This is a genomic window from Ruegeria sp. HKCCA6707, assembly GCF_013033515.1.
Taxonomy (GTDB): domain Bacteria; phylum Pseudomonadota; class Alphaproteobacteria; order Rhodobacterales; family Rhodobacteraceae; genus Ruegeria.
In genome coordinates, this window is record NZ_WQEG01000003.1 from 14,489 (window position 1) to 26,820 (window position 12,332).

A 12,332-nucleotide genomic window follows, 5' to 3' on the forward strand; every position below is an offset into this window, starting at 1 on the left:
AAAACTATTCTCACATCCTAGTGTTTGAATTGAGATTGCATCGGATTCGATGCGCCTTTCACACACCCGTTTACCCATGCGGAACAAACGTCGCAAACAGAACAGACTGTGTCGCCTCAATCTGCACCAATAAGGCCACTGCCACGAGGTGTGTATGCCGAATGAAAACTGGAAGATTTGCCTGATAAGCCGCACGATTGGTGCGGATCGCGGGCGTGCGGCACGTGGAAGACCATGAGCTGACGAATTTCTTTCCACCACGACATTCGATCTGACTCTGGAATACACCATGAATGACCAATCCCGCTCAACCTCTCGCAGCGGCGGTCGCGCCGCCCGACGCGCTGCGCGTGCCTCGGCTTTGCCCGATCACTTGCGCCCCGTTCGCCCGGGACTGCAAGGCGGCGCCTATCAACCGCTGGCGCAGCAGGACCTTGAGCGTATTCACCAAACTGCGCTCAAAGCGCTGGAAACCATTGGCCTCGCTGATGCACCGCAAAGTGGGATCGACTATTTGACCGAAGCGGGCTGCACTTTGGGCGATGACGGTCGCCTGCGCTTTCCGCCCGCGCTGGTCGAAGATACCCTTGCCCGTGCCAATCGCGCCGTCACATTGCACAGCCGGGACGGAAAATCCGACCTCGATCTCAGCGGCACGCGGGTACATTATGGCACCGCCGGTGCTGCGGTGCACATGGTTGATGTCGATGGCCGGGAATACCGCGACTCGACGGTTCAGGATCTGCATGATGCCGCGCGGATTTGCGAGCATTTGGACAATATCCACTTTGTTCAGCGCCCGATGGTCTGTCGCGACATCGAAGACAACCGCGAGATGGATCTGAACACGATCTATGCCTGTTGTTCCGGTACCTACAAACACGTAGGCACGTCGTTCACCGACCCAAGCTATGTCGCGCCGGCGATGGAAATGCTGCACATGATTGCGGGTGGTGAGGACAATTGGCGCGCCCGTCCGTTTGTGTCGAACACCAACTGTTTTGTGGTGCCTCCGATGAAGTTCGCCACCGAAAGTTGCCTGGTGATGGAGGAATGCATCAAGGCGGGTATGCCCATCCTGCTGTTGTCTGCCGGAATGGCCGGGGCCACCGCGCCGTCAACCATCGCGGGCGCCATTGTTCAGGCCACCGCAGAATGTCTGGCCGGATTGGTTTACGTGAACGCGGTCAAACCCGGTGCGCCTGCGGTCTTTGGCACCTGGCCCTTTGGTCTGGACCTGCGCACAGGCGCGATGTCGGTAGGCTCTGGGGAACAAGCGTTGTTGTCAGCGGGCTGCGCTCAGATGCATCGGTTTTATGACCTGCCCGGTGGGGCTGCCGCCGGGGCCAGCGACGCCAAGCTGCCGGACATGCAGGCCGGATGGGAGCAGATGTGTTCGAATGTCATGGCCGGGCTGTCGGGCCTGAACATGGTCTATGAGGCCGCCGGGATGCATTCGTCGCTGCTGGGGTTCTGCCACGAGTCGCTGATCCTCAGCGATGATCTGATTGGACAGGCACTGCGCTGTGTACGCGGCATTGATGTATCTGAAGATACGTTGGCTCTGGATCAGATTGCGCAGGTGTGCATGGGTGGGCCCGGCCATTATCTGGGCACGGACGCAACGCTCAGCCGTATGCAATCCGATTATGTCTATCCCACTTTGGGAGACCGCACGTCACCCAAGGAATGGGCCGAGTTGGACAAGCCCGATCTGGTCGAGAAGGCCACAGCCCGCAAGCTTGAGATTCTGTCGACACCGTCACCGGCAAGATTCACCCCAGAGCTGGATGCCGAACTACGAACCAGGTTCAACATTCATTTGCCGCAGTAACCCGTCGATAACAGGCGGCCCGAGAGGGCTCGGACCGCCAACACAATCAGCAGGTTAGCCGTCGCTTGGGGGAAGCAAACCAGCCTCTTGTGCGATTGCGATCTCATCCACATCCAGCGCGCCATCGCCGTTTGCGTCCATCAACGCAAAGCTGTCAGCGTCAATATCGGGCAAGATGGCCTGCACTTCTTCGATGGTCAGAACACCATCGCCATTGGTATCCGCCGAGCTTTGCGCCAGCCCAAGGGTTGGGAGCCCGATAGCAATGGCAGAGATAAGCGTAAGATTTTGCGGTTTCATTGTGGTGCCTCTTGATTGGTTGCTTTGATATGTGAGTCCGGACAGCCGCAAGACATACGGGATCGAGGCATCGCGCCACCCCAACCTGCCGCGTCGCGTGAATTCGCGCCATTCTCTGCTGGATTGTCCGAGTCGCATCTGCAAGCAACCGCTGGGTGAAACGCGATATCCGTGTTTCGGCGAAATTTGCCCGACCACCGCCAGCACATCCGGCGGGCACCTGCCTAAGATGCCAGCGAGGCCTTGAAAGAAAGAAAGGGGGCCGAAGCCCCCTTTGAGTTTCGCCTTCCAGGCTCATATCGTTGACCGCCCGGTGTTTTTTTGCCTGCGGCCTGGACTGCGCATGGGGCGAGCGCACCCGCCCCGTGAAAGAGTGGGAAAGAGCAATATTCCGCCCCACCCTGTTCCCGGCCAACACGGGCATGTCGGCCGAGTGGAACAGGACGCCATGGGTAAGTCTTGGGCTGTGTCCTGTTCCGTATTTCGGCGGGGCCGGAATTCCGAGGGAAATCCTGGCCCCTACGCCCCATTGCCGGGGCGGTCTTTCCTAGCTACACCCGCTTGTCGCGCCGCAGGTGTTGCATTTCATGCAGGTGCCGTTGCGCACCAGAGTGTAGTTTCCGCATTCGCCACAAGGATCGCCCTCATAGCCTTGCATCTTGGCTTTGGTGCGGGCGTCCATGCTTGTTGCGACAGCGGTTTCAGCCGGAGCTTCAAAGCTGGCGGCGGGTTCGGCCATGCCGGTCACCTCGGCCTGACCTCCGTTGAACACCACAAGGTCTTGCGGCAGGCGTTTGCGCAGATACCCGGTCGAGCTGATTTGTTTCAGCACTTCCAGGGACTTGGACGCAGCGCTGTCGCTGATTTCCGAGACGTTTGACACGCCTTCTTCTTCCCCGCGTCCGATATCGTCGAACGAGGCGCCTTCGGGTTTGACATGGGCCAGATCGGTGCGATCCAGATAAGACACAGCCAGTTCGCGGAAGATGTAATCCAGGATCGACGTCGCGTTCTTGATCGAGTCGTTGCCCTGCACCATCCCGGCCGGTTCAAATTTGGTGAAGGTAAAGGCGTCGACGAACTCTTCCAGCGGCACGCCATATTGCAGACCGACCGACACGGCGATGGCAAAGTTGTTCATCATCGCCCGGAAGCCCGCGCCTTCCTTGTGCATGTCGATGAAGATCTCGCCCAGCGACCCGTCCGAGTATTCGCCGGTCCGCAGGTAAACCTTGTGTCCACCCACGATGGCCTTTTGGGTATAGCCCTTGCGCCGCTCGGGCATTCTTTCCCGATGCGAACGGACCAGTTCCTTGACCACCACCTTCTCGATGACCTTTTCGGCCAGAACGGCGGCCTTTTCAGCGGGTGAGCCGCTTTCCAGCACCTCTGCCGCTTCATCATCATCTTCGACCAGCGCGGCGGCCAGCGGTTGCGACAGTTTCGAGCCATCACGATAAAGCGCGTTGGCCTTCACACCCAGCGACCAGCTGAGCTCATAGGCTTTCTGGCAATCTTCAATGGTGGCGTCATTGGGCATATTGATCGTCTTGCTGATCGCGCCCGAGATGAAGCTTTGCGCCGCAGCCATCATGGTGATGTGGCTGTCCACACCCAGGAAGCGCTTGCCCTTCTTGCCGCAAGGGTTGGCGCAGTCGAAGATGGCGTAGTGCTCTTCCTTCAGATGCGGCGCACCTTCCAGCGTCATGGTCCCGCAGACATGGTCGTTGGCCGCGTCGATATCTGCTTTGGTAAAGCCCAGATGACGCAGCAGATCGAAGGTTGGGTCATTCAGCTTGGCCGCTGGGATACCTAGTACGCCAGTGCAGAAATCCTCGCCCAAGGTCCACTGGTTGAACACGAACCGGATGTCGAAGGCGCTTTCCAGTGCGGCATCCACCTTGGCCAGCTCATTTGGGCCAAAGCCATGACCGGTCAGCGAGGTGTGGTTGATCCCCGGCGCGTTGCCGATGGTGCCGTGACCAACCGCGTAGCCAACGATCTCTTCGATCTGAGCCGAAGAATAGCCCAGCTTTTCCAGCGCCGACGGCACCGAACGGTTGATGATCTTGAAGTATCCGCCGCCTGCCAGCTTCTTGAACTTGACCAGAGCAAAGTCGGGCTCGATCCCGGTGGTGTCGCAATCCATCACCAGACCAATGGTGCCTGTAGGCGCAATCACGGTCGCCTGAGCGTTGCGATAGCCGTGTTTCTCACCCAGGCTCAACGCCTCATCCCACGCCGACATGGCCAGATCGATCAGACGCTTGTCCGGGCAGTTGCCGTGGTCCAAAGGAACCGGTTTCACCGCGAGTTTCTCGTAGCCCTCAGTCACGCCCTGCGCTGCACGACGGTGGTTGCGGATGACGCGCAGCATATGGTCGGCGTTGCGCTCATACCCTTTGAAGGCGCCCAGCTCTCCGGCAATCTCGGCCGAGGTGGCATAGGCCACACCGGTCATGATCGCAGTCAGCGCACCACAGATCGAACGCCCCTCATCCGAGTCGTAGCTATAGCCCATGTTCATCAGCAGACCGCCAATATTGGCATAGCCCAGACCGAGGGTTCGGAAATCGTAGGACAGTTTGGCAATTTCCTTGGACGGGAACTGCGCCATGGTCACCGAGATTTCCAGCGTCAGAGTCCACAACCGCGAGGCGTGCATGTAGTCCGCTGCCTGGAACTCACCATCCTTGAGGAAGGTCAGCAGATTCATCGAGGCCAGGTTACAGGCCGTGTCATCCAGGAACATATATTCCGAGCACGGGTTCGAGCCGCGGATCTCGCCGTCTTCCGGGCAAGTGTGCCACTCATTCACGGTGTCGTGGAACTGGATGCCCGGATCGGCACAGGCCCAGGCCGCGTGGCCGACCTTCTCCCACAAATCCCGCGCCTTGACTGTCTTGGCAACCTTGCCGTCGGTGCGGTTGATCAACTCCCAATCCGCGTCTTTTTCAACTGCGGTCAGGAACGCGTTGGTCACACGGATCGAGTTGTTCGAGTTCTGGCCCGAGACCGAGCTGTAGGCCTCGGAATCCCAGTCGGTGTCATATGTGGGGAATTCGATACTGTCGTGACCCTGCCGCGCATAGTCCAGCACGCGCTTGATGTAAGTCTCTGGGATCGCGACCTTTTTGGCCTCGCGCACCGCCTTTTTCAGGCTGTCATTCTTGTTGGGATCATAGGCGTCATCTGCTGCGCCGTCCCAAGAGCGGATGGCCTCGAAAATGCCGTTCAGCATCTTCTCGTGCATCTTCGATCCGGCAACGATCGAGGCCACCTTCTGTTCTTCGATTACCTTCCATTCGATGAATTGTTCGATGTCGGGGTGATCCGCATCGACAATCACCATCTTCGCTGCTCGACGGGTTGTCCCGCCTGATTTGATCGCGCCGGCCGCGCGATCACCGATTTTGAGAAAGCCCATCAGGCCCGAGGATTTGCCGCCACCCGACAGCGCCTCACCTTCGGCGCGCAGATGGCTGAAGTTGGTCCCGGTGCCCGAGCCGTATTTGAACAGCCGCGCCTCACGCACCCACAGATCCATGATGCCGCCTTCATTCACCAGGTCATCATCGACCGACTGGATAAAGCAGGCATGCGGCTGCGGATGCTCATAGGCGGATTTTGATTTGGTCAGCTTGCCGGTCTTGTAATCGACATAGTGGTGCCCCTGCGCCGGGCCATCGATACCATAGGCCCAATGCAGGCCAGTGTTGAACCATTGCGGCGAGTTTGGTGCGGCGCGCTGCGTCGCCAGCATATAGCGCATTTCGTCGAAATAGGCGCGCGCGTCTTCCTCGGTCGAGAAATACCCGCCTTTCCAGCCCCAGTAAGCCCAGGCGCCGGCCAAACGATCAAACACCTGCTTGGACGAGATTTCACCACCCATTTCCGCGTCGTCGGCGGGTACCGAACGCCACAGGAATTCGGGCACGTCTTTTTCTTTGACCTTCTTCAGCTTGGAGGGAACGCCCGCCTTGCGGAAGTATTTCTGCGCGATGACATCGCTGGCCACTTGCGACCAGCTCGACGGCACCTCGATGTCGTCCAGCCGGAAAACAATGGTGCCATCGGGGTTGCGGATTTCCGACGTGGCGGACACGAAATCCAGCTCTGAGTATGCGTCCTGCCCTGGTTTGGTGAATTTTCTCTCAATCTTCATGTCCGCGCCTTATTATTTACAGCCCAACTTCCGGTTCCAGACACCTGATATTGTGGTGCTCGGTGCCGCCCATTACCCACCGGAATCCAGACACAGGGCAATCGGTCGCCGCCAGAGGCAGCGCGCTTCCCGATCCAACGGTTGCACGTATGAATAAAGTGCTTTCCGACCCTCGCCCGTTGCCCACTCTCTGGTTTTCCATACCAGATTTAGTAGCAATCCTTCCGGCTCATACAATTTGGCGTATCTAGCCATATCCAGTCAACGTGCTTTTCCAACTTTTTTGAAATCTTTTTTGTTGACGCCGAAAGCTATGTCCAACCCATCGGGCGCTTGCCTGATTCCTCCACATCTTTATCCCCAAATCGCGCAGGCAAATGACGCAGTGCTCAAATCGAAATTCTTGTTTTTCCCGGCAAAGTTATTGGAAAATCATCATCCGGCTTCCCATTAACATAGATAACAGAGAATCATCGCAGCAACGGGTTTGCGCATGTCATACTGCCTCTTGTGAGCCGACCAAAAGGAAACGCCAGAACATGTTCAGACACATTCCTGCGCTGCTCGCTGTGTTGGCAATCGTGGCCTGCACACCACAAGATGTGCCAATAGGGTCGCGCAGCGCACAATTTCCAAGCTATCCTGAAAACCTGTTCAGCAGTTTCGAAACTGATTGCGCCGGACCCGGAGAAGACTTTTTCAAAAACGGCCGCAACAGTGCGGAATGCCACGAAGTGCTGCCACCCGAAGCAACCGCGTTTTTGATTCTTCGTTTCGGTGGTTATCCGCAAGACCTGCCCAAAATCGTCACACGGCTGGAATCATCCAAGAATTCGGACGGGTACCGCGTTGACGCTGATCTCTACTTCCTGGTCCCGCAACAGAATGGCGATGCGCTGCGAGTCCCGGTTGAAGGTACCGCATTGGATCAGACCTTTTCACAAATCTACCTCGGTTTCGGGGGAGAGCCGGTCTAGCTTGGGCAGTCGGGATCTCACAAAACCGCGTAGTTTCCACCATCGCCGAAAACTGCGGGATTGTTTGGGAGTGGTCGAAGCGAGCGCAAACATTGTTGGTATAGGACGCGCAACTCGACAAAGGTCGAAACGAAAGGTCGATGCAAAACAAGGCCTACGCCTTTCCGCATTTCGAACGACTGAGCAAAGCGTGCGACACAACCGCTTTTTCTCTGGCAAGCCGAGCTTTTGAGGTGTCTTTTATGGAAACAGATCAAAAAACTTGTCCTTGCTGTCGGCTACCAACCCTGAGCGAACGCTGAAACTATGAAATCTGTATGGTGTGCTGGTGGGAAGATAACGGGCAAGACAAGAAGTGTTGGCTTACATCGGAACCATGACGGATCCATGCCCGCAAATTGATCTCGAAAAACTCGAGTTTCTTTTGGACCGGGCAAGCAAACCAACCAACAGGTAGTTTTTGGACCCGATCAATGCATTCGCTGCCGTTTCAAGAAAAAGTGGTCGGGGCGGCAGGATTCGAACCTACGACCCCCTGTACCCAAAACAGGTGCGCTACCAGACTGCGCCACGCCCCGGACCGTGCGCCTTCCTAAACGCGCTGATCTGATTTGAAAAGCCCTAACAGGGCCAAATTGCAGGACCTTGTGAAAAAATTTCGTGCTGCATCTCGGTGCCCGGCACAATCCCATAGCGCGATGACAAACCAGCATTGATTTCCAGCACCGCATAGACCGAATCTCCACCCTCAATCGGGGTCAGATCACCGGGAACCGCGCCTTCATGCACATGTGTCACTGTGCCTCGCCGATCGACAAAGATCATATCCAATGGGATCAAGGTGTTTTTCATCCAGAACGCAACGCGTTGCGGCGGATCGAAAACGAACAGCATACCAGATCTGAGCGGCATTTCTTCGCGGAACATCAGCCCGCGCGATCTTTCTTGCGGCGTCACGGCCAGTTCGATGTCGAAACGGACTTCCGTTGCATCATTTCGCAACGCAACCCGATCTGCGCGGCACTCGGCCGAAGCAACAGAACTTAGCGCCAATGTCATAAAGGCGAGAACCCAGAAGAACCTGATCATGGGGTCCTCATCCGTTCAGAGCGGCCTCCCAAGCCAGCACCTGTGCAGCCATCCGGCCACGCTTGCCGTCGATCACCCGCATGGCAAGCGCCTCACCGGGCTGCAAATCAGCCAGGCCCGAACGGCGCAAGACTTCTATATGCAGGAACACATCTTCACTGCTGCCAAACACATTGGCGAAACCAAAGCCTTTGCCCTTGTCGAACCATTTGACACGCGCGGCCTCAAGCGGAGCGGTCGAAATGGCAGTAGGATCCATCTCGGCAAAATCGGCCAACATCATCATATCGCCACGTTCGGGCGGATCGATGCTCACCACTTCAACGGCCTGAACACCGCGATCCGTGCGATGTGTCATGATCTCGATACCAGCGCCATCCGCAATCGAGCTTTGCCCGAAATTGCGCAGCACATTGACGTGCAACAGAATGTCAGGACCACCTTCATTGGACACGACAAATCCGTACCCTTTGGCAGGGTCGAACCACTTTACGTGTCCGCGGACGCGGTACATGCTGTTCAGATCTTCTGGCACTGTCTTCTCTTCATGAAAACATTAACGTTTTGGAGTCTTCGGTTCTATGAGATTAACACACAAATTCAAGCCGAAAATCCCTTGCGTTTACAACATCTTGCATTTCACGTGACGTGAAAGTCACGGATTTAGGCGGGTCACCACCCAGCTCTGATCGCCTGAGTCCCGCCTCCACCGGAACCTGTCATGAAGGCGAAACGCCCCATCTGCCCAAAATTCGATCTCTAGCGGCCTTAGTCTATATCCTCCCCAAAACTCTGGCCTGGGTGGGTTAGTCCCGAGCTTTGCAGTGACCTTTGCGACCTCAGCCATCAGCGACGCACGGCTTTCCAGGGGCTGTGACTGGCGCGAGGCCCAAGCCCCCAATCTGCTTTTGAGGGAACGCGACGCATAATATACATCTGCCTGCGCGCCGTTTTCCTTCGAAATTTCCCCGCGCACTCGAATCTGCCGACGCAGTGATTTCCAGTGCATCACAAAGGCTGCTTTGCCGGCGGAGTCCAATTCTGCGGCTTTAGCGCTTTGATAGTTTGTATAGAAAACAAACCCATCGGACTCGATCTCTTTCAACAATACCATACGGGCATTGGGCAAACCATCATTATCTACGGTCGCCAGGGCAATCGCATTGGGGTCATTTGGCTCGCTTGCTTCGGCCTCGTTCAGCCAGCGCTGCGCAATTTCAAACGGATTAGTCCCAGCAAATATGCCGCTGCGTTCGTCCATTTCCATCCCTCGGAAAGTATTAGGCACGACCCTAGGCCGAGAACCGCCCTACGGCAAGAGCGCACGGCCTTGATGCAGCGCTTTCAATGGCATAAACCAACCGAACGTAACGCGACGACAGGCGGAGATCCGAACATGTCAAATCAGTTGATGGCCGGCAAACGTGGCCTCATCATGGGGCTGGCCAATGACAAGTCAATTGCATGGGGAATCGCCCGCGCCTTGTCCGATGCCGGGGCAGAGCTGGCTTTTTCATACCAAGGGGATGCGCTGAAAAAACGCGTTGATCCGCTGGCCGAGCAATTGGGCAGCGATATCGTCCTGCCATGCGATGTCAGCGACGAGGCCTCGATTGACGCCCTCTTTACCGCGCTTCAGGAGAAATGGGGCAAACTGGATTTCGTTGTCCATGCCATCGGCTTCTCGGACAAGAACGAATTGCGCGGTCGTTACGTCGACACCAGCCGCGCCAATTTCAATCTGACGATGGACGTTTCCGTCTATTCCTTCACCGCGGTGATGCAGCGGGCGGAGAAGATGATGGGCGAAGGCGGCAGCGCCATCACGCTGACCTATTACGGTGCCGAGCAAGTCATGCCCCATTATAATGTGATGGGCGTGGCCAAAGCCGCACTTGAAGCTTCGGTCAAGTATCTGGCCGAGGATCTGGGCAAGGACGGTATCCGCATCAACGCGATCTCGGCAGGTCCGATCAAGACATTGGCCGCCAGCGGTATCGGCGATTTCCGCTACATCATGAAGTGGAACGAATATAACTCGCCCCTGCGTCGCAACGTGACCATCGACGATGTCGGCAAATCCGCGCTGTATCTGCTGTCAGACCTGTCCAGCGGGGTTACCGGCGAAAACCTGCATGTGGATTCAGGTTATCATATTGTCGGCATGAAAGCCGTCGACGCGCCCGATATCGAAAAGGGATAAGGATCATGAGCGCCAAAGATCGTCTGCCGCACGAAAAAGGCTTTCACATCAGCTGGGATCAGATCCACCGCGATTCCCGTGCTCTGGCATGGCGGCTGGATGGGCAAGGGCCCGATGACGGCAATTGGCGCGCCGTGGTGGCGATCACCCGTGGTGGCATGGCGCCTGCGATGATTGTCAGCCGCGAGTTGGACATTCGCACTGTCGATACAATCAGTGTGCGGTCCTACCATCATCAGGAACAGGGCGAAGCCGAAGTGCTCAAAGCGCCCGATGCCGACCTGATGGGCGACGGAACCGGTATCCTGATCGTGGACGACCTTGTTGACAGCGGCAAAACCCTGGAGCTGGTGCGCGAGATGTACCCCAAGGCCCATTTCGCGACGGTTTACGCCAAACCCAAAGGCCGCCCGATGGTCGACACTTTCATCACCGAGGTCAGCCAGGACACCTGGATCTTCTTCCCCTGGGACATGGCCCTGCAATATGTCGAGCCCTATCGCGGCACCGACTGACTTCTTCTGTTCAAAAATACCTCGGAGCGCGAGGCAGAGCCTCGCCCAAAAATATCGGTCCTGCCATGGCTCACACACGCACCAGCGCCACGTTCCCCCCTCCGGTGATGGAGGCGCGCCGCTGGCTTGAGGGTGTAACCTTCAGCAACGACACACCATTGATCAATGTCAGCCAGGCCGCGCCGGTGGATCCGCCGCCCTTGGCCCTGCGACAGGCCATGGCCGAGTTTACGCTCTCACAAGACAGCGCCCATCTCTATGGGCCGGTTCTGGGCAACCCGGATCTGCGCGCTGAACTGGCACAGCAGATCAGCTCCCATTACGCCGCGACCGTCTCTGCCGATCAGGTGGCCATCACCTCGGGCTGCAACCAGGCGTTTTCCGCAGCGATTGCGGCGCTTACCGATCAGGGGGATGAGGTCATCCTGCCGACCCCATGGTATTTCAATCATAAAATGTGGCTCGACATGGCGGGCGTGCGCGCGGTTGACCTGCCAACAGGGGACGATCTGTTGCCCGACCCGGAACAGGCCCGTGCACTCATCACCGACAAAACCCGCGCAATCGCGCTGGTGACCCCCAACAACCCCGGCGGCGTTGAATACCCCGCCGAACTGATGCACGCGTTTTATGAACTGGCGCAAGAGACTGGTATCCATCTTCTGGTCGACGAAACCTATCGCGATTTCGACAGCCGGTCCGGCCCGCCGCACGATCTGTTCCAGCAACCGGGCTGGGATCAGACCCTTGTGCATCTCTATTCCTTCTCCAAAGCCTACCGCCTGACCGGGCATCGTGTCGGCGCTCTGGCCACCAGCCCCGCGCTGCTGTCCGAGATCGAGAAATTTCTGGATACCGTCGCCATTTGCCCCGGCCAGTTGGGCCAGTTCGCGGCCCTTTGGGGGATGCAGAACCTGTCACAATGGGTGGCCGGGGAACGGGATGAAATCCTGGATCGCCGCGCCGCCATTGCCGAGGGCATGCCTGCACTCGAAGCCAAAGGATGGAAGCTCTTGGGTCTGGGCGCGTATTTTGCCTATCTCGAACACCCGTTCGACATCGCGTCTGACGATCTGGCGCGCCAGTTGGTGAAGGATGCAGGCATTTTGCTGCTGCCTGGCACAATGTTCATGCCCGACCATGATCCAGCCGGAAAACAACAGTTGCGCGTGGCTTTTGCCAATCTCGACCGTGCCGGTATCACGCAATTGTTTGACCGGTTGCAGGCTCTGACCTTCTAAGCTTGCCC

10 protein-coding genes and 1 tRNA gene are annotated in these 12,332 nt (G+C 57.3%); 5 read left to right on the top strand and 6 right to left on the bottom strand.

The genetic code is table 11. The features are described 5' to 3' along the window. The first annotated feature begins 289 nt into the window (after positions 1-289). Positions 290-1,834, top strand: coding sequence for a trimethylamine methyltransferase family protein (locus GOW40_RS08565; protein ID WP_171129650.1), 1,545 nt, complete (start codon positions 290-292; stop codon positions 1,832-1,834). 54 nt (positions 1,835-1,888) lie between these two features. On the opposite strand, the gene GOW40_RS08570 is transcribed toward GOW40_RS08565, so the two are convergent. Next, on the bottom strand, positions 1,889-2,134 hold the full coding sequence (locus GOW40_RS08570) for a hypothetical protein (RefSeq protein ID WP_171129652.1): 246 nt from the start codon (positions 2,132-2,134) through the stop codon (positions 1,889-1,891). 547 nt (positions 2,135-2,681) lie between these two features. Next, the gene (locus tag GOW40_RS08575; protein ID WP_171129654.1) at positions 2,682-6,299 is read right to left on the bottom strand and encodes a vitamin B12-dependent ribonucleotide reductase; all 3,618 of its coding nucleotides are present in this window, start codon (positions 6,297-6,299) and stop codon (positions 2,682-2,684) included. 377 nt (positions 6,300-6,676) lie between these two features. On the opposite strand from GOW40_RS08575, the gene GOW40_RS08580 reads away from it, so the two are divergent. After that, positions 6,677-7,276 (top strand): hypothetical protein, encoded by a 600-nt coding sequence (locus GOW40_RS08580; RefSeq protein ID WP_254444384.1) that lies wholly within the window; start codon positions 6,677-6,679, stop codon positions 7,274-7,276. Positions 7,277-7,777: 501 nt separating this feature from the next. Here the strand turns inward: GOW40_RS08580 and GOW40_RS08585 are convergent. The 4 genes from GOW40_RS08585 to pdxH all read right to left on the bottom strand — a co-directional run bounded on the left by GOW40_RS08585 (position 7,778) and on the right by pdxH (position 9,626). Then, a tRNA-Pro gene (locus GOW40_RS08585) sits at positions 7,778-7,854 on the bottom strand. A 43-nt stretch (positions 7,855-7,897) separates the two neighbouring features. Continuing rightward, the gene (locus tag GOW40_RS08590; RefSeq protein ID WP_171099330.1) at positions 7,898-8,365 is read right to left on the bottom strand and encodes a DUF192 domain-containing protein; all 468 of its coding nucleotides are present in this window, start codon (positions 8,363-8,365) and stop codon (positions 7,898-7,900) included. A 7-nt stretch (positions 8,366-8,372) separates the two neighbouring features. Then, positions 8,373-8,879, bottom strand: a complete 507-nt coding sequence (locus GOW40_RS08595) for a cold-shock protein (RefSeq protein ID WP_174838501.1) — start codon at positions 8,877-8,879, stop codon at positions 8,373-8,375. 141 nt (positions 8,880-9,020) lie between these two features. Beyond that, positions 9,021-9,626 carry a pyridoxamine 5'-phosphate oxidase gene (gene pdxH / locus GOW40_RS08600; RefSeq protein WP_171129660.1) on the bottom strand — a complete coding sequence of 202 codons (606 nt, stop codon included), beginning with the start codon at positions 9,624-9,626 and terminating at the stop codon, positions 9,021-9,023. Positions 9,627-9,761: 135 nt separating this feature from the next. Between pdxH and fabI the strand changes: the two genes are divergently transcribed. From fabI to GOW40_RS08615, 3 genes are all read left to right on the top strand, one after another. After that, positions 9,762-10,568: an enoyl-ACP reductase FabI gene (fabI, locus tag GOW40_RS08605; RefSeq protein WP_171129662.1), complete on the top strand. Its 807-nt coding sequence runs from the start codon at positions 9,762-9,764 to the stop codon at positions 10,566-10,568. 5 nt (positions 10,569-10,573) lie between these two features. Next, complete coding sequence (gene gpt / locus GOW40_RS08610; protein ID WP_171099338.1) at positions 10,574-11,083, top strand: xanthine phosphoribosyltransferase; 510 nt, start codon at positions 10,574-10,576, stop codon at positions 11,081-11,083. Positions 11,084-11,148: 65 nt separating this feature from the next. Continuing rightward, complete coding sequence (locus GOW40_RS08615) at positions 11,149-12,324, top strand: aminotransferase (protein WP_171129664.1); 1,176 nt, start codon at positions 11,149-11,151, stop codon at positions 12,322-12,324. The last annotated feature ends 8 nt before the right edge of the window (positions 12,325-12,332 follow it).